Below are 16,746 nucleotides of genomic sequence, written 5' to 3'. Positions count from 1 at the left end.
CGGATGACCATCCAGGACACCACCCACAAGCTCGACGCCACTCCCGGCACGACCGTCGACGTGTTCACCGCGGAACGCCCGCCGGTGCTGAGCGTGGACGCCGGGGACACTCTCGTCGTCCACTCGCTCGACGCGTCCGGCTACCTCTCGCCGCAGACCTTCCCGGGCGAGAAGCAACCGACGATGTTCACCGAGTCGCGAGGGCACTGCCTGACCGGTCCGATCGCTGTCCGGGGCGCCATGCCCGGCGATGTGCTCGCAGTCCAGCTCGTCTCCCTGACACCCGATCCCTGGGGCTGGACCGTCGCGGGTGCGCTGAAATCCCCGATCACCGAGCGCCTCGGCATCACGGACCAGCCGCCTGCCTGGCTGCTCTGGGAGCTGGATCCTGAAGCGGGCAAGGGCAGCTGCAACGGCGGCTTCACCCGCGACCTGGCGCCGTTCCTCGGTGTCATCGGCGTCGCACCGGATGCCACCGGCGAGTACTCGACGATCCCGCCGCGCGCTGTCGGCGGCGGGAACATCGACTGCAAGGAGCTGGTGGCCGGCTCGACGCTCTACCTGCCCGTGTCCGTCCTCGGCGCGATGCTCAGCCTCGGGGACGGACACGCCGCCCAGGGCGACGGCGAGGTCGGCGGTACGGCGATCGAGTGCCCGATGACCACCACGCTGACAGTGGACCTGGTGCAGGGTGCGATCGGGACCATCCACGCCGAGACGCCGGCGGGACGGGTCACCTTCGGGTTCGACCCGGACCTCGATGTCGCGATGGGCGACGCGCTGGACGCGATGGTCGGCTGGATGCAGGTGATCCACGACGTGGACAAGAGCACCGCCCTGGCCCTTGCGAGCACGGCTGTCGATCTGAGGATCACCCAGGTCGCCAACCAGACCTGGGGCGTCCACGCGCTGCTGCCGGCCGGAGTACTGGCGTGACGTCCTGGCCGGTGGAGACCGGAGTCTTCGAGCTGGGCGACCTCCCCGTCGAGCGCGGCGGCGTCATCCGCGGGGCCGAGCTGGCCTGGCAGACCCACGGCACGCTCTCTCCGGCGAAGGACAACGTGATCGTCTACCCGTGCAGCTACGGGGCGACGCACGAGACGCAGGACTGGTTGATCGGTCCGGACGGGGTGCTGGATCCCGAGCGCTGGTTCATCGTGATGCCGGACCTGTTCAGCAACGGACTCTCGTCCAGCGCGTCGTCCGATCCGGAGTTCCCGTCCCTCGTGACGATGGCGGACAACGTGCACGTGCAGTACCGGCTGCTCAGTGAGTACTTCGGGATCACCCGGCTGGCCGCGGCGTACGGGTTCTCGATGGGGGCGGGGCAGGCCTACCACTGGGCGTCGCTCTACCCGGACGTGGTCGAGCGGGCGATCGTCGTCTGCGGAAGTGCCCGGACCTCCCTGCACAACCGGGTCTTCCTGACCGGGCTGCTCAGCATTCTCGAGGCGGCGCCGGAGCACCTGGGCAACGGCCGGTTCAGCGCCGAGCCGGTCGCCGCCAAACGAGCCTTCGCGCACGTGTACGCCGGCTGGGGGCTGAGCCAGGACTTCTACCGCGAACGGCTCTTCGAGTCGCTGGGCGCTCCGGATCTCGACACGTTCCTGCAGACCGACTGGGTGGACCGCTTCGCCGAGAGCAGCTCGGCCGACCAGTACGCGCAGGCGCTCACCTGGCTCGAGGCCGACATCAGTACGCCGTACGCGGGTGACCTGGACGCTGCGCTGGGGGCCATCGTTGCCCGGGTTCTGCTGCTGCCCTCGGCCACCGATCTGTACTTCCGCACCGCCGACAACGAACTCGAGCTGGCCTCGCTGCGCAAGGCGGAACTGGTCGAGATCCCGAGCCTCTGGGGCCACCGGGCCGGGTCGCCACGGGACATCCCCGCCGATCTCGCCTTCCTCCGCGAGCACGTACGCGACTGGCTCGCTTCCTGAGGTATGGGAGAGTCGGGGGGTGACGATCGCTCAGGTTCCGATCGAGCTGCTGCCGCACCTGCGCCGCGCCAGGGATGTTGCTGATCGCAACTATGCGGAGCCGCTCGACCTGGCCGGGCTGGCCGCGGCGGCGGGCGTCTCGAAGTACCATTTCCTGCGCTGTTTCGCCGCGGAGTACGGCGAGACCCCGATGCAGTACGTCACCCGCCGCCGGATCGAGCGTGCCGCGGACCTGCTCCGGGCCACCAACCTGACCGTGACGGAGGTCTGCGGACTGGTCGGGTACGCCAGCCTCGGCTCGTTCTCCCGGCGGTTCGCCGAGCTGGTCGGGGTCAGCCCGTCGCGGTACCAGCGGACCCAGGCGGGCCCGAGGATCCCCGGCTGCTTCGTGTTCATGCTCGGGCTGAACTCAGCAATTCCGGAGAAGCACGCCGGGCCACCGCCGCCCTACCGTCGTACCGACCGCGACGACGAGGAGGAACCGTGATCACCAACGTCAGCCTGGTGACCGTCTATGTGAACGACATCGACGAGTCCAAGGTCTTCTACACCGAGAAGCTGGGGTTCGTGCTGAAGGAGGACATCAAGCTGCCGGACTTCCACTGGTGCACCGTCTACCAGGCGGACCACCCGGAGCTCCGGCTGGCGCTGATGAAGCCCGGCCCGCCGATGGACGAGGAGTCGGCCGAGTCGATCCGCCGGATCATGGCGAAGGGGTCGATGCACGGCTTCGGCATCCGCGTCGACAACTGCCGCAAGACCTTCGACGAGCTGGTCGCCAAGGGCGTCGAGTACATCCAGGAACCCTCGGACCGCCCGTACGGCGTGGAGGCCGTGCTGCGCGACAACTCCGGCAACTGGCTCGTCCTGATCGAGGAGAAGCCCTACAGCCCGGAGGACTTCGCCTGACCTTCCGGCAGTGCTTGACTCTGGGTTGTTTGTGTCAATACATTTGGCACAAACAACTCGGGGAGTCAGGGGAGTGACGAGGCTGATGTCGGGTACGAAGTGGGGGCTGCGGCGTTCGCGGCGGGTGATCGGATGATCATTTCGGTGGATCCGGCCGCCTCCCGGCCGCCGTACGAGCAGGTGAAGCAGCAGATCGAGCAGCTGATCCGGCGGGGGGAGCTGGCGCAGGGGACGCGGTTGCCGACGGTCCGGCAGTTGGCCGGCGAGCTGGGGCTGGCGGTGAACACCGTCGCGCGGGCGTACAAGGAACTGGAAGCGGACCGGCTGGTGGAGACGCGCGGGCGGAACGGGACGTTCGTGCTGGCGTCGCGCAGTCAGGTCGACGACGAGGAGACGCGGGCGGCGGCGACCGTGTTCGCCCGGGCCGCACGGAGGGCGGGTCTCAGCATCGCCGAGGCCACCCGGGTCCTCAACGAAGCCTGGTGATCCCGGAGTTGCGCGAAGTCGGTTGACGGTTCCGGACGGAAACGATTCCAAGCAAGTTGGGGGCAATTTGCCGACAACGTTGTCCGAGCTCTCGAGACGAGGAGTGAAGGTGGCTAATCTCCCCGTCATTTGACAGCGATGTCAACCACAGGGGAGTGGTCACGATGGTGTCGAGACGAACGTTCCTGGCGGGTACCGGCGCCCTGACGGCCGGCGGGTTCGGGTTGATCCCGGCTCAGTCCGCCGCGGCGGCGGGAGCCGGTGGCACTGGTGATGCCGCCAACGCGGCCCGCCGATTGCTGCCGGCCTTCGGCAGGCCGGAACACCTGCACTACGGCGATGTCAGCAAGCTCAGCGGCGGCGATCAGACCCTGCTCACCACCTTGCAGGGTGTCGTCAACCGCAGCAGCCCGGAGCTGTACTTCCTCTTCTCGCCGGGCGGTCCGGACGGCGTGGACGCCCGCTGGCTCAGGGACACCGGGCTCCCGACGACCCGGTACGCCGATCCGCTCGAGCTGGTCGCGAAGTACAGGCATCGCGTGCGTGGCGCGATCGTCCACGACCCGGACGTGATCGACTCGCTCAACGTGGCAACAACCTTGGCCGGCCTGGAGAACGCGGTGGTCGCGGATGCCGCGCAGGCGAAGGCGCACGGCCTGCGGATCGTCCAGGACCTGCGCGGGAAGTTCGACGGCGACCGGGTGAAGACGTACCGCTGGCAGTTGGAGAACCTGTTCCCGCGGTGCACTCACCAACTGCTCACCGGGTTGCCGCCGACGATGGTGGTCCAGGCCGAGAACCTCACCTGGCACGAGATCGCTCGCGAGACCCGGCAGATCCGTGACTCGTCGAACCGCGGCAGCTACACGCTCGACGTGTCGCCCGCGCTCGGCAAGGAGGCCGTGTACGTCCGCTTCGGGGACTCCTTCGGCGACGACGGCTGGGGTGCCTCGGTGGCGTCGGTGTCGGCCAAGGCGAACGGCGTCGAGATCGCGAACTTCCTGCCCGGCACGGACGCCGAGACGCCGTTCCTCTTCGACGGGCTGAACTCGTCGATCGGCGGCGAGGGCAACCGCTTCAGCGACGGCGGCGGCTACTTCATCTACAAGTTCACGCCGCCGGCCGGGACCACCTCTCTGACCGTCACGGTCGAGATGTGGAACCAGTACCTCGTGACGGCCACCGATACCGCGCCCACCCGCGTCGAGGCGTTCCCGTACTTCCGTGACTACGTGGTCGCGACGAAGGCCCTCGTCAGCTGGCTGCCGCCGAACGGCCCGACCGGCGACCTGCTCAAGGAACACTTCGACAAGGTGGCGCCCACCGCGCCGTACGCCGGGTGGTTCTCCAACGACGTCGCGGGGGAGTGGAGTGGCGTCGATCTCGCCGCGCAAGGCGGGGTCGAGGTGCTGCCGGCGGACTTCTACATGAACGGCACCGTGCACTCCGGGGTGTCCGCGCCGATCTCCGACAAGGTCCGCAAGCTGACTCCGGCCAAGCCCGGGAACAAGGTCTTCCTCACGCTGACCTTCGGCGAGGGCGACAACGTGCAGTACTGCCAGCGGCACATGCGCGATCTGTGGGACGACCCGCACCGCGGTGAGGCACCGGTCAACTGGACTGTCAGCCCGTTGCTCGCCGAGGTCGGCCCGGCGCTGTTCAGCCACTACCAGCGCACCGCGACCAAGAACGACCTGCTGATCTGCGGGCCATCCGGAGCCGGCTACACCTACCCGGGGGCCTGGCCGGCGGATGAGGTCGACGAGTACATGAAGCTGTCGGGGCGGTTCATGCGCAGTACCGGCATGGACCTCGTCTACGCCTACAACCACCGCGAGAACGACAAGTGGGTGCCGTTCTCCGAGGAGATCGGCCGCTCGTACGCCGAGCACACCCCGCTCCGCGGCATCATCCAGTCCTGGGAAGCCGGCGACCTGCTCGTACGCCGTGGCGGTATCCCCGTGATCGGCAACTTCTCCCCGCCTGGCAAGGCCGCGGAGTACAAGGCCGCCCTGGATGCCCACATCGCCGACTGGGACGGCAAGTCACCCTTGTTCATCGCCGGTGGCATCAACGCCTGGTCCTGGACCCCCACGGACGTCGCCGAACTCGCCAAGCTCCTCAAGGCCCCCTACGAACTACTGCTGGGCAACGCCTTCTTCGACCTCCTCAACCGCACCCTCTGACAGCAGCTGGACCTGCCGCAGCGCTTGCGGCAGGTCCAGGTGAGGCGGTGCTACCAGCTGTGCGCGACGTCGACGACGATCCGGCTATACCCCCCTCAAGGACACTTGTCAGATGCTCTCGAGGGGCCGAAAGTTACTGCTGGCGTTGAGGTTTCAGGAGTTTGGTCGGCGGGCGGCAGGCATGGGGCTGGACCTGCCGTGGGGGGACGGCAGGCCCAGGTGGGGGTGGGGGCTGACTACCAGCGATGGGCGACATCGACGACCACGCGGCTGGTGTTGCCGGGGCCGGTGAGGGTGAGGACGCGGAACGGGAGGCGGGCGCGGACACCCAGCCCGATCGTGGTCTGGCCTTCGAAGCTGCCGGCGTAGGCGACCTGGCGGAAGGTCTGGTAGCCGGTGACGTTCGTCAGTTCACGCCGGTTCGCCGGCTTGTAGGTCGAGACGCCCGCGTCGTTGTAGTCCGCACCGCGGACGACCAACTGGAGCTTGGCGCCACCGCGGAGCGGGACGAGAGCACCCTGACCGTCGGTGTAGACGTTCTTCACGTACGACACGTGGTACCCCGTCGGCTTCCCCGCGAGGTCGAAGACGATCCGGTCGAAACAGGCGTGCCGTCCGGTCCGGACGTTCGTCAGCTTGGCGGCGCTCATCTTGTTGTTGGCCTCGGGCAACGAGCCCCAGCCGGTCGGGCACTTGGTGGTGGCGGCGGCCATGGTGGCCGTCGTGTTGGTTGTGGTCGTCTGGCCGGCGAGTGCCGGCACAGCGATCGCGGCCGCCGGAACCGCGGCGATCGCCAGGACGGCGAAGGCGGTGCGGATCGGTCGGTGGAGCGGATTACGGATGGTGTGGAAGTGCTTCATGATGTCCCCCCTTAGAGACAACTGTTAGATGCGTTCAGGGGGACCTGAGTTGACATAATCCGTCGGTAATTTCAGGTGCCCGAGTGAGCACCCACGGCGATCAGTCGTCCCGGGGGAGAACGCCCGAAACCGCGACCAGGCAGCCGGACAGGACCAGCGGCAGAACCATCGCGTGCTGGACGCCGAAATGCTCGACCAGTTGGCCGATGATGGCCGGCCCGACGAGGAAAGCGGCGTACCCGAAGGTCACCACGATCGCGAGCATGCGACCATCGCCGACGTGGCCTGCGACCGCGTAGACCTGCGGAGCGACCAGTCCGACCCCGAGGCCGACAAGCGCCCATCCGACCAGCAGCAAGGGCAGCGGCTGGGTGAAGACCGTCACCAGGTAGCCGGCAATCGCTGTAACCGCACCGACGCGGACCACGGCGCGACGCCCGACGCGTGCGACAGCCTGGTCGCCAAGCAAGCGGATGATCACCATGAAGCCGCTGACCGCGACCAGACCGAGTGCGCCGGTCGACGGGTCGATCTTGGCCACGTCGGTGACATGGACGGACGACCAGTCGACGGCCGTGCCCTCGGCGAGGCCGAAGCAGAACGCCATCAGCCCGAGCGCCCAGGCCAGCCGGGGGATCGCGGTCCGGACGCCGTCCAACTTGTGCTCGATCTTCCGGCCGACCGGCACGATCCGGAAGCAGACCGCGATCGAGATCAGCCCGGCTGTGCAGAGGGTGCCGAGCGCCGGTCCGACGTTCGCGCCGCCGGTCCGGTCGAAGATGCGCGCGATCAGCACGATCGTGCCGGCCGCGGTGAGGTTGCCCAGGCTCCAGAACGCGTGGAACCGGCTCATGATCGGTTTCGGCCGGGCCTGTTCCACCTCGACGCCGAGCGAGTTCATCGCCACGTCCATCGCGCCGTTGCCGAGCCCGGCCAGCACCATCGCGACGATTGCCCAGGGCAACGATGACGTGAGGGCGAGCAAGCCGACTCCGACGGCCAGCAGGGTGAGCGTGCAGAGCGCCACCGGCCGGGCGCCGATCCTGTCCGCCAGCCGTCCACCGATCTGCATGGAGATGACAGCGGAGGCGGCCAAACAGAACAGCAGCAGGGAAAGGCCCGAGGCGCTGACCTCGAGCCGCTCGCGCAGAGCCGGCAGCGCGCCGCCGACCCCACCGATCAGAGCGCCATTGGTGATGAACAGCAGCCCGACCGCGACAGCCGCGGTCCGGGTCGACATCACCGGCGGAGTCTCCGTCGCCGTCATCAGGCGAGCCGAATCTCGACGTCAGCGGATCGATAGACCTCGAGCGCCGCCGCGTCGGCATCAGCGTCGGTGACGAGCACATCGACGGCGTCAGCTCCGGCCACGGTCACCATCGCGGTCCGTTCGAGCTTCGCGGACTCGATCGCGAGCACCACCCGCGCCGACGACTCGATCAGCGCACGCTTCATCGCCGCGTCCGCGAGCGTGTTCGTGGTCAGCCCGTGCGCCGGCAACGCCGCACAACTGCTGACCACCGCCGTGTCGAAATGAATCCCTCGTACTCCGGCCTCGGCGGTCGCGCCGTACGACGCGAGCTCGGGGGAGCTGACTTCGCCGCCCGGCATGATCAGCTTCGTCCGGGCGGATTCACCGAGCACCACGGCCGAGTGGAGCGACAACGGCATCACCGTGATCGCGCGGCCGGAGAGTTCGCGGGCCACCGCGAGGCAGGTGGTGCCGTTGTCCAGGGCGACCGCCTCACCGTCGCTGATCAGCTCGGCGACGGCGGCCGCCAGCCGGCGCTTGACCTCCTTGCCCTGCTTGTCGCGCAGCGTGAACGGGATCACCTCGCCCCGCAGCGCGACACCGACCGCGCCGCCCCGGACCCGGCGTACCAGTCCTTGGCTCTGCAGCAGGTCCAGGTCGCGGCGGATCGTCATCTCCGACGTGCCGGTGTCGTGGGCGAGTTCGGCGACCCCGACCCGGCCGGTGCGGGCCAGCTCCTCGACGACGAACCTCAGGCGTTCCTCACTGTTCACCTGTCCATTCGAACAGGCCTGATGTTCGTTCGCAACTCGGTTAACGGGTCGCGGTCTCACCAGTGGTGAGCGACGTCGATCACGAGGCGGGTGGTCCTAAATAGGGGTGACGGTCGACGGTGCAGGGGACAAGATGGCGCCTGATGACACCTGATGAGCTTCTCGACGTGTTCCACCGACGCATCCGCCTGCCGGACGCCGACACCATTCCCGGCTGGAAGCAGGAACTGGACGGCCTCGTGCATCGCTCGTACGCCGAGGGGCCGGGTGGCGGCGGATTCGTCGAGACGCCACGCGGGCTCGGCGACGACCCGGACGCGGTGATCGCCGGCCAGGTCGAGTTCTTCCGCGAGCGTGGGTTGTCGTTCGAGTGGAAGACCTACGCGTACGACGAGCCGGCGGATCTGGGGGAGCGGCTGGTCCGGGCGGGGTTCGTGGCGGAGGAGCCGGAGACGCTCATCCTCGGCGAGGTGGACCGGATCCTGGAGCGGCCGAGCGCGTTGCCGTCGAAGGTGCGGTTGCGCGATGTGCACGAGCAGGCCGACTTCCACCGGATCGCCGTACTGATGGACACGCTCTGGAACAACGGGCTGGAGCGGATCGAGGAGCGGCTGGCGAACGAGTCGAAGCTGTTCCCTGACCGGCTGGTCGTCACCCTGATCGAGGAAGCGCTCAACGGGCCGGACGGACCCGCGCTCACGGCCGCGTGGATCCGGTTCCACCCGGGGACGGGGTTCGCGAGCCTGTGGGGTGGCGGGACGTTGCCGGAGTGGCGGCGGCAGGGGTTGTACAGCGCGATCCTGGCGCACCGGGCCCGGATCGCGAAGGACCGCGGGTACGAGTTCCTCCGGGTGGACGCGTCCGAGGACTCGCGCCCGATCCTGCAGAAGCTCGGCCTGCACGCGGTCACCACCACCACGCCGTACCAGTTCTCCGTCTGACTCGCCCGGGCCGGTGCGCGGAACGAGCGGCCGAGGTTGTACGTTGCGGAGATCATGGCCATGAAACTGACCTCGCGCTTCCGCCGGCTTCTGCAGCGCCCCGGCTCGATCGACCTCGGCCCGTACGAGAAGCTGACGGCTCTGGTCGCTGCGGCCGAGGAGTCGCTCCAGGAGCTGACCGACGACGAGCTCACCGAGGTCGTCACCGAGATGCGCAAGCCCGAGGCCCTCGACGAGGACGACCTGATCGAGTTCCTCGCGCTGGCTCGGGAGGCGGGCAAGCGGGCGATCGGCGAGCGGGCTTTCGACGGCCAGATCGTCGGCGCGCTGGCGCTGCTGCGCGGCCGGATCGTCGAGATGGCCACCGGTGAGGGCAAGACGCTGGCCGGTGCGTTCGCCGCCGCCGGGTACGCGATGGGCGGCCACCGCGTCCAGGTGATGGCCGTGAACGACTACCTGGCCCGCCGCGACGCCGAGTGGATGGGCCCGGTCTACAAGCTGCTCGGCATCTCCGTCAGCTACATCGGCCAGGCGTCCACCCCGGAGGAGCGTCGCGAGGCCTACCAGGCGGACGTCTGCTACGCCCCGGTCAGCGAGCTCGGGTTCGACGTACTGCGGGACCGGCTGGTCGACGACGTCGCGGACAGGGTGACGGTCAAGCCCGACGTCGCACTGGTGGACGAGGCCGACTCGGTGTTGATCGACGAGGCCCGGGTGCCGCTGGTGCTCGCGGGCGCGACCCGGACCGAGGAGCTGGACGACAACGTCGTCGCCCTGGTCCGCACGCTGCGCGCCCGGATCGACTACGAGATCGACGGCGACGGCCGTACGGTCGCGCTGACCGACAAGGGCACGGACAAGGTCGAGGAGCACCTCGGTGGCATCAACCTCTACGAGGACGAGAACCTCGAGCAGCTGACCCAGATCAACGTCGCGCTGCACGCGGAGGTGCTGCTGCGCAAGGACGTCGACTACCTGGTCCGCGACGGCAAGGTCAACCTGATCAACAACAGCCGCGGCCGGATCGCCAAACTGCAGCGCTGGCCCGACGGTCTGCAGGCCGCGGTCGAGGCGAAGGAGGCCGTGCCGGTCAGCGACTCCGGCGAGGTCCTCGACAGCATGACCGTGCAGGCGCTGGTCAGCAGCTACCCGACCCTTTGCGGAATGACCGGTACGGCGGTCGTCGTCGGCGAGCAGTTGCAGGAGTTCTACAAGGTCGAGGTCGCGGTCGTCCCGCCGAACAAGCCGAACGTCCGTGTCGACGAGCAGGACCGGCTGTACCTGACCGTCGAGCAGAAGAACAAGGCGCTGGTCGAGCACATCGCCGAGGTGCACGAGACCGGCCGCCCGATCCTGATCGGCACGCACAGCGTCGAGGAGTCCGAGCAGCTGAGCGATCTGCTCGAGGCGGCTGAAGTGCCGCACGTCGTACTGAACGCGAAGAACGACGCCGAAGAGGCCGCGATCGTCGCCGAGGCGGGTGTGCCGGAAACGGTGACAGTGTCGACGCAGATGGCCGGTCGCGGTACCGACATCCGGCTCGGCGGACGGGACGAGTCGCACGACAAGGACCGGGCGGTCGAGCTGGGCGGGCTGTATGTGATCGGCACCGGCCTGCACGCCTCCCGCCGGCTCGACGACCAACTGCGCGGTCGCGCCGGCCGTCAGGGCGACCCGGGCGGCTCGCTGTTCTTCGCCAGCCTCGCCGACGAACTCGTCACCCGGTACTCCGTGACGTCGGGGCTGCGGCCGTCGCCGGACGAGAACGGGCGGCTCACCGACCGCAAGGCGATCGGGATGCTCGAGCACTCCCAGCGTGTGGCGGACGGTGCGAACGCCGAGCTGCACCGTACGACGTGGTCGTACCACCGGCTGACCGGACAGCAGCGGGCGATCCTGCTCGACACCCGGGAGAAGGTGCTGACCGAGGATCTCGCCGCCGATGAGCTCGCCGAGCGGGCCAAGGAGCGGTACGACGAACTGGTCGAGGAGATCGGCGAGGACAAGGTCAAGGACGCGGCCCGCAAGATCGCGCTGCACCACCTGGACCGGAAGTGGACCGATCACCTGGCCTATCTCGCCGATCTGCGCGAGGGGATCCACCTGCGGTCGCTGGCCGGCGGCATCGTGCACCTGAAGCCGATCGACGAGTTCAACAAGTCCGCGATCGCCTCCTTCGACGACCTGATCGCGGACGCCTGGAAGGAAGTGGCGGAGACGTTCACCGAGGCCGAGATCACCGAGGCCGGCCTGGACGAGGCAGCCTCCGGTGTACCGCGGCCGACGGCGACCTGGACCTACCTGGTCAACGACAACCCCTTCGGCACCGAGGCCGACCGCATCCTCGGCCGCCTCCGCAACGCCATCAAGCCGGAATCCGCCGCCCAGGCGGAGGAAATCCCGGAAGAGGAATTCGAAGACCTCCCTGAGGAACTCCGCGACCTGGACGACGACGATCTCCCGGAAGAACTCCGCGAGGCCGACGACGATCTCCCCGAGGAACTCCGCGACGCCGGCGACGACCTCCCGGACGACCTGCGCGAGGTCGATGACGACGAACTGCCCGAGGAACTGCGCGAGGCGGACGACCAGGACGAGAAGAAGTAACCCCGAGCCGGATCGTCCAACCCGAACTGAAACTCGGAGACCCCGGTCAGAAAGCCGGCACCTGGCCCCATCTTGGGGAACTTGGCACAGGGCGACCTGCCCGAGGTCCCGAGAACTCGCCCGCGCCAGGGTGAGCGATGTGGGTTCTCGCGCGGCCGGTGGAGGGTTGTTCGACCGGTGGCGCCCTACGAGGCGCCAGTCGCCAAGGAAGCCGCCATCGGGCAACCTCGGCCCCTTGGCAACACTCGGCAGACCTCGTCCGCTCGGTGGCCTTGCTGGGCTGGGCTCCGCCTGGTTGGGGGGAGTGTCGGTCGGCGTAGGTAGGCTCGTCGGGTGAGTGACGGTCTGTTCGATCTTCCCGGTGCGCCCGCGCCTGCTCGTGGGGGTGGCAGCCTGGCTGATGTCGACCACACCTCCGCCCCGCTGGCGGTCCGGATGCGGCCACGGAGTCTGGATGAGCTGGTAGGGCAGCAGCACCTGCTGGCCCCCGGGTCGCCGTTGCGACGGCTGGTCGAGGGCGACCAGCCGATGTCGCTGCTCCTGTGGGGCCCTCCCGGGACGGGGAAGACGACCATCGCGGCGGTTGTCTCGCACCAGACGAACCGGAGGTTCGTCGAGCTGTCCGCCGTCACCGCGGGAGTGAAGGACGTCCGCCAGGTGATCGACGGCGCTCGGCGTGACCTTTCCCGGCCAGGCAACACAGTCGAGACCGTGTTGTTCATCGACGAGGTACACCGCTTCACCAAGGCACAACAAGACGCCCTCCTCCCAGGAGTCGAGAACCGCTGGGTCACCCTCGTCGCCGCGACCACCGAGAACCCGTTCTTCTCCGTCATCTCCCCGCTCCTCTCGCGCTCCCTGCTGCTGACGCTCGAATCACTCACCGACGACGACATCGCAGTACTGCTCGATCGGGCCCTGACCGACGAGCGCGGCCTGAACGGTGAGTTCGAGCTCGACGAGGACGCCCGCGCGCACCTGCTCCGGATGGCCGGGGGAGACGCGCGTCGTGCACTCACGTACCTCGAGGCAGCCGCCGGTGGAGCCCGAGCCAAGCAGGCGGCCACCATCGACCTGAAGACCCTGGAGACCGCGGTCGACCGGGCCGCCGTCCGGTATGACCGCGCCGGCGACCAGCATTACGACGTCGCCTCCGCGCTGATCAAGTCGATCCGCGGCTCCGACGTGGACGCCGCGATGCACTACCTGGCCCGGATGATCGAGGCCGGTGAGGACCCCCGGTTCATTGCCCGCCGGCTGGTGATCTCGGCGAGCGAGGACATCGGCATGGGCGACCCGACCGCGCTCGGCGTCGCGGTGGCGGCGGCCGACGCGGTGCAGCTGATCGGCATGCCCGAGGCCCGGATCAACCTCGCCCAGGCGGTGGTCGCGCTCGCGCTGGCGCCGAAGTCGAATGCGGTGATCATGGCGATCGACGCGGCCATCGCCGATGTGAAGGCGGGCAAGGTCGGTCCGGTCCCACCCCATCTGCGCGACGCCCACTACGCCGGCGCCAAGAAGATCGGCCACGGCTCGTCGTACCAGTACTCCCACAACGATCCGCGCGGTGTGGTCCCGCAGCAGTACGCGCCCGACGTTGTGGACGACGCGGAGTACTACAAACCCACCCGCCGCGGCGGCGAGGCGGCGTACGCCGAGCGCCTCGCCAACATCCGCAAGATCCTCAAGGACCGCTGATGGACCGGGTCGCCGCGCACGTCGAGGCCTTCAACCTCGCCGTCACCACCGGCGACTGGGCCAGCTTCGCCACCCGCTTCGCCGACGACGCCACGATGACCTTCGTCGGCGTCCCCGCCGGACCGTACGAGGGCCGCCTCGCGATCACCCAGGCCTACCGCGACAACCCACCCACCGAAATCATGACCCTGCTGACCACGAACAGCGACGAAGCCCGCTTCCGCTGGTCCAGCGGAGGCACCGGGGCCATGCACCTGTCCTGGACCCCCGACGGCAGGGTGGCGGCGCTGACGGTGACCTTCGACGATTCCCCGCAGAGCCTCGACGATCGCTGACCGGACAGGTCCTTGGACCCGCCCAGCGATGGCATATGGCTCTGCCCCGGCCGCGGTCCTCGCGCTGCCATGAGGAAAAGCAGCTCGGACACGGGGAAGACAAAGGGGGCCATCATGGCGATCAGTAGGAGACGGCTGCTCCAGGTCAGCGCAGGTCTCGCGATTCCCGTGCGGTTCTCGGCGGACGCCGCCGCGGTTCCAGCAGGTATGACGATGTTCACGGAGCAACTGCCGACCTTGTCCGAACTCGGCGTCGTCGATGCAACCGCCGGCGGCAGCGCGACCTTGCGGATGGTCAACGCGACTCACCGCTTCCACGGCGCGCTGGCCCCGACACCGACGTTCGCATACCGCAGTTCCACCGGATCGCAGACCTACCTCGGACCGGTCATCGTCGCCCGGCAGAACACCGCCTTCGACCTGACCGTGAGCAACGAGCTCGGCGCGCACCCGCTCGCGTTCGCCATCGACGACGGACTGATCGACGACGCGGTCGGAGAAGGGCTGCTGCCGGCCGGAACCGACGATGCGGTGGGTCCGCGCGCCGCGACCCACCTGCACGGTGGCAACACCCGCCCGGAGTTCGACGGCGGTCCGCTGGACGTGTTCGGACTGGGAGCGTCGTTCACCTACTCCTACGAGAACCGGCAGGAGGCCGCCGGACTCTGGTACCACGACCACGCGCTGGCAATCACCCGGCTGAACGTGTACGCCGGGCTGGCGGGCGGCTACCTCATCCGCAACGACGACGATCCGGGCGACGGCAGCCGTCTCCCCGCCCCGCCCTATGAGGTGCCGCTGGTGATCCAGGACCGCATGTTCGCGGCCGACGGGACGTTCGCCTACCCCGCGAACCCGAACCCGACCACGCCCCGTCCGTGGGCGCCGGAGTTCTTCGGCGACGTCGCGACCGTGAACGGCAAGGCCTGGCCGAACCTGGACGTGGCGCGGGGGAAGTACCGCTTCCGGGTCTACAACGGGTCCAACGCCCGCTTCTACCTGCTGAAGTTCATGGTGGCCGGGAACAGTCTCAGCTTCCACCAGCTCGGCACGGACGGCGGTCTGCTGGACGCTCCGGTCCGGATGAGCAAGCTGACCCTCGGACCCGGCGAGCGGGCCGACCTGGTGGTCGACTTCGCCGCGCTGCCGGCCGGGAGCACAGTCGTCCTCGCGAACAGTGCACGGACGCCCTTCCCGGACGGACCACAGGCAACTCGTCGCGGTGGCGCGCCGCTGAGTCAGATCATGCGGTTCACCGTCACCGCCGCCACCGGGTACACGGCTCCGCTTCCGGCCCGGCTGCGGGCGACACCCATCACCCGGCTGGCGGGTCGCCCGGTCGCGGCCACCCGGACGATGACCCTGGTCGAGATCCTCGACGAGGCCGATACGCCGCTCATGGCCTTGCTGAACAACCGGCGCTTCGGCTCCAGCGACTACCTGACGGCACCGGTCGCCGCCGACACCCTCGAGCAGTGGGAGCTCGTCAACACCACCGGCGACGCGCACCCGATCCACCTGCACTTCACCCAGTTCCAGCTGCTCGACCGGCAGCGCTTCGATGTCGACCGCTACCTGACCGCGGTCTACGGTTCCGACGACTTCGAGCCCGGCACCGGCCCGTACCAGAGCCCGGGCATCGCGCCATCGGTGACGCCGTTCCTGATCGGCGGGGCCGCTCCACCTGCGGCCAACGAGCATGGCTGGAAGGACACCGTCGTGGCCATGCCAGGCGAGGTCACCCGGATCGTCGTCCCCTTCGGCGCCCAGGCCGCCGGAGGTGCCCCGCTGGCGATCGGCGCGACCTACACCGGTGAGTACGTCTGGCACTGCCACATCCTCGAGCACGAGGACAACGACATGATGCAGCGCTACGTCATCTCCTAGCAGTCCCCCCGCACCGCCTGGCGGCGCCACGCACCGCCGGCGGTGCCACGCGTCTCCTGGCGATGGCACCGTCACGCGCGGTGGCGAAGGCCGTCCATCGGTTTGGTGGGCGACTGTGATGTGAGGGATGGTGTCCCTGGGACTGGCCGGGGTCTGCCGCGCGATAAAGTCGGGCGGTCCACGAGGTGTACCAACGGAAGGTGGATCGTTTCCATGAGCGTCGGTGAAGTCGCGGGGCTGATCGCGGCCTGCGCGCTGCTGATCCTGGTGGGCCTGCTGGCCTATCCGATCCTGAAGCTCGGCAAGGTGTTCGACGAGACCCGGATCCTGGTCAAGGGGGTCTCGGACTCCGGCGTGCCGCTGATCGGTGAGGTGACGACCACCGTGGCGACCACGAACGCCCAGTTGCTGAAGGTGGACACCATCACCGACAACGCCAGCACCGTGACCACCAACGCGGCGGCGCTCACGTCGCTGTTCGCGGCCACCGCCGGCGGTCCGCTGGTCAAGGCCGCCGCGTTCACGTACGGCGTCCGCCGGGCGCTGGGCGAGAGCCAGCGCCGCGACGTCTCCCGCCGGGTGAAGGAAGAGATGAAGGCCGAGCGCAAGGCGAAGAAGCGCGGTGACGTCCGGTGAAGCGGATCCTGTGGTTCATCATCGGCACGGCCGTCGGCGTCTACGCGGTGACCCGGCTGAAGAAGCGGGCCCAGGTGCTCGCGCCGGAGAGCCTGCAGCAGTCCGCGGAGAAGGTGGCCAGCGCGATCCGGCACTTCGGCGACGAGGTGCGGGCGGGCATGGCCGAGCGGGAGACCGAGCTGCGCGACGCGCTCGGCATCGACACAGCACCAACTGAACGTGAGGACTACCGGTAA

At 68.8% G+C, this 16,746-nt stretch carries 16 protein-coding genes; 13 read left to right on the top strand and 3 right to left on the bottom strand.

Going from position 1 to position 16,746, the window contains the following annotated elements:
• Window positions 1-3 precede the first annotated feature (3 nt).
• The 6 genes from EV644_RS14490 to EV644_RS14465 all read left to right on the top strand — a co-directional run bounded on the left by EV644_RS14490 (window position 4) and on the right by EV644_RS14465 (window position 5,521).
• Window positions 4-936 carry an acetamidase/formamidase family protein gene (locus EV644_RS14490; RefSeq protein WP_132188763.1) on the top strand — a complete coding sequence of 311 codons (933 nt, stop codon included), beginning with the start codon at window positions 4-6 and terminating at the stop codon, window positions 934-936.
• Complete coding sequence (locus tag EV644_RS14485; protein WP_132188762.1) at window positions 933-1,940, top strand: alpha/beta fold hydrolase; 1,008 nt, start codon at window positions 933-935, stop codon at window positions 1,938-1,940. The genes EV644_RS14490 and EV644_RS14485 overlap by 4 nt, the downstream gene beginning before the upstream one ends.
• 19 nt (window positions 1,941-1,959) lie before the next feature.
• Entirely contained in the window at window positions 1,960-2,427 is a 468-nt protein-coding gene (locus EV644_RS14480) for a helix-turn-helix transcriptional regulator (RefSeq protein WP_241998149.1), read from the top strand.
• Entirely contained in the window at window positions 2,424-2,849 is a 426-nt protein-coding gene (locus tag EV644_RS14475) for a VOC family protein (protein WP_132188761.1), read from the top strand. Before EV644_RS14480 ends, EV644_RS14475 begins: the two co-directional genes overlap by 4 nt.
• A gap of 132 nt (window positions 2,850-2,981) precedes the next feature.
• Window positions 2,982-3,335: a GntR family transcriptional regulator gene (locus EV644_RS14470; RefSeq protein WP_132188760.1), complete on the top strand. Its 354-nt coding sequence runs from the start codon at window positions 2,982-2,984 to the stop codon at window positions 3,333-3,335.
• Between the two features lie 164 nt (window positions 3,336-3,499).
• Window positions 3,500-5,521: a GxGYxYP domain-containing protein gene (locus EV644_RS14465; RefSeq protein WP_132188759.1), complete on the top strand. Its 2,022-nt coding sequence runs from the start codon at window positions 3,500-3,502 to the stop codon at window positions 5,519-5,521.
• A 236-nt stretch (window positions 5,522-5,757) separates the two neighbouring features.
• On the opposite strand, the gene EV644_RS14460 is transcribed toward EV644_RS14465, so the two are convergent.
• The 3 genes from EV644_RS14460 to EV644_RS14450 all read right to left on the bottom strand — a co-directional run bounded on the left by EV644_RS14460 (window position 5,758) and on the right by EV644_RS14450 (window position 8,406).
• Window positions 5,758-6,381, bottom strand: a complete 624-nt coding sequence (locus EV644_RS14460; protein ID WP_199239810.1) for an AMIN-like domain-containing (lipo)protein — start codon at window positions 6,379-6,381, stop codon at window positions 5,758-5,760.
• Between the two features lie 100 nt (window positions 6,382-6,481).
• Window positions 6,482-7,648, bottom strand: a complete 1,167-nt coding sequence (locus EV644_RS14455) for an MFS transporter (RefSeq protein ID WP_241998147.1) — start codon at window positions 7,646-7,648, stop codon at window positions 6,482-6,484.
• A complete protein-coding gene (locus EV644_RS14450) occupies window positions 7,648-8,406 on the bottom strand; it encodes a DeoR/GlpR family DNA-binding transcription regulator (protein ID WP_132188758.1) in 759 nt (252 codons plus the stop codon). Before EV644_RS14450 ends, EV644_RS14455 begins: the two co-directional genes overlap by 1 nt.
• A gap of 143 nt (window positions 8,407-8,549) precedes the next feature.
• Between EV644_RS14450 and EV644_RS14445 the strand changes: the two genes are divergently transcribed.
• The 7 genes from EV644_RS14445 (at window position 8,550) to EV644_RS14410 (ending at window position 16,746) form a co-directional block, all read left to right on the top strand.
• Window positions 8,550-9,347: a GNAT family N-acetyltransferase gene (locus EV644_RS14445; RefSeq protein WP_132188757.1), complete on the top strand. Its 798-nt coding sequence runs from the start codon at window positions 8,550-8,552 to the stop codon at window positions 9,345-9,347.
• A gap of 60 nt (window positions 9,348-9,407) precedes the next feature.
• Window positions 9,408-11,954 carry an accessory Sec system translocase SecA2 gene (gene secA2, locus EV644_RS14440; RefSeq protein ID WP_241998145.1) on the top strand — a complete coding sequence of 849 codons (2,547 nt, stop codon included), beginning with the start codon at window positions 9,408-9,410 and terminating at the stop codon, window positions 11,952-11,954.
• A 333-nt stretch (window positions 11,955-12,287) separates the two neighbouring features.
• The gene (locus EV644_RS14430; protein ID WP_132188756.1) at window positions 12,288-13,652 is read left to right on the top strand and encodes a replication-associated recombination protein A; all 1,365 of its coding nucleotides are present in this window, start codon (window positions 12,288-12,290) and stop codon (window positions 13,650-13,652) included.
• Complete coding sequence (locus tag EV644_RS14425; RefSeq protein WP_132188755.1) at window positions 13,652-13,987, top strand: nuclear transport factor 2 family protein; 336 nt, start codon at window positions 13,652-13,654, stop codon at window positions 13,985-13,987. The genes EV644_RS14430 and EV644_RS14425 overlap by 1 nt, the downstream gene beginning before the upstream one ends.
• 114 nt (window positions 13,988-14,101) lie before the next feature.
• Entirely contained in the window at window positions 14,102-15,874 is a 1,773-nt protein-coding gene (locus EV644_RS14420; protein ID WP_132188754.1) for a multicopper oxidase family protein, read from the top strand.
• A 213-nt stretch (window positions 15,875-16,087) separates the two neighbouring features.
• Window positions 16,088-16,510, top strand: coding sequence for a DUF948 domain-containing protein (locus tag EV644_RS14415; RefSeq protein ID WP_132188753.1), 423 nt, complete (start codon window positions 16,088-16,090; stop codon window positions 16,508-16,510).
• Window positions 16,507-16,746 carry a DUF6167 family protein gene (locus tag EV644_RS14410; RefSeq protein ID WP_132188752.1) on the top strand — a complete coding sequence of 80 codons (240 nt, stop codon included), beginning with the start codon at window positions 16,507-16,509 and terminating at the stop codon, window positions 16,744-16,746. Before EV644_RS14415 ends, EV644_RS14410 begins: the two co-directional genes overlap by 4 nt.

Source organism: Kribbella orskensis, assembly GCF_004342085.1.
Lineage (GTDB): Bacteria > Actinomycetota > Actinomycetes > Propionibacteriales > Kribbellaceae > Kribbella > Kribbella orskensis.
The sequence above is the reverse complement of the archived record's forward strand: the minus strand, read 5'-3'. Positions and strand labels throughout refer to the sequence as shown.

Excerpts from the sequence above, each read along its gene's own strand:
- EV644_RS14490 (WP_132188763.1), top strand. The coding sequence starts at position 4 with ATGACCATCCAGGACACCACCCACAAGCTCGACGCCACTCCCGGCACG.
- EV644_RS14470 (WP_132188760.1), top strand. The coding sequence starts at position 2,982 with ATGATCATTTCGGTGGATCCGGCCGCCTCCCGGCCGCCGTACGAGCAG.
- EV644_RS14460 (WP_199239810.1), bottom strand. The coding sequence starts at position 6,381 with ATGAAGCACTTCCACACCATCCGTAATCCGCTCCACCGACCGATCCGC.
- EV644_RS14420 (WP_132188754.1), top strand. The coding sequence starts at position 14,102 with ATGGCGATCAGTAGGAGACGGCTGCTCCAGGTCAGCGCAGGTCTCGCG.
- EV644_RS14415 (WP_132188753.1), top strand. The coding sequence starts at position 16,088 with ATGAGCGTCGGTGAAGTCGCGGGGCTGATCGCGGCCTGCGCGCTGCTG.
- EV644_RS14425 (WP_132188755.1), top strand. The coding sequence starts at position 13,652 with ATGGACCGGGTCGCCGCGCACGTCGAGGCCTTCAACCTCGCCGTCACC.
- secA2 (WP_241998145.1), top strand. The coding sequence starts at position 9,408 with ATGAAACTGACCTCGCGCTTCCGCCGGCTTCTGCAGCGCCCCGGCTCG.
- EV644_RS14465 (WP_132188759.1), top strand. The coding sequence starts at position 3,500 with ATGGTGTCGAGACGAACGTTCCTGGCGGGTACCGGCGCCCTGACGGCC.
- EV644_RS14445 (WP_132188757.1), top strand. The coding sequence starts at position 8,550 with ATGACACCTGATGAGCTTCTCGACGTGTTCCACCGACGCATCCGCCTG.
- EV644_RS14455 (WP_241998147.1), bottom strand. The coding sequence starts at position 7,648 with ATGACGGCGACGGAGACTCCGCCGGTGATGTCGACCCGGACCGCGGCT.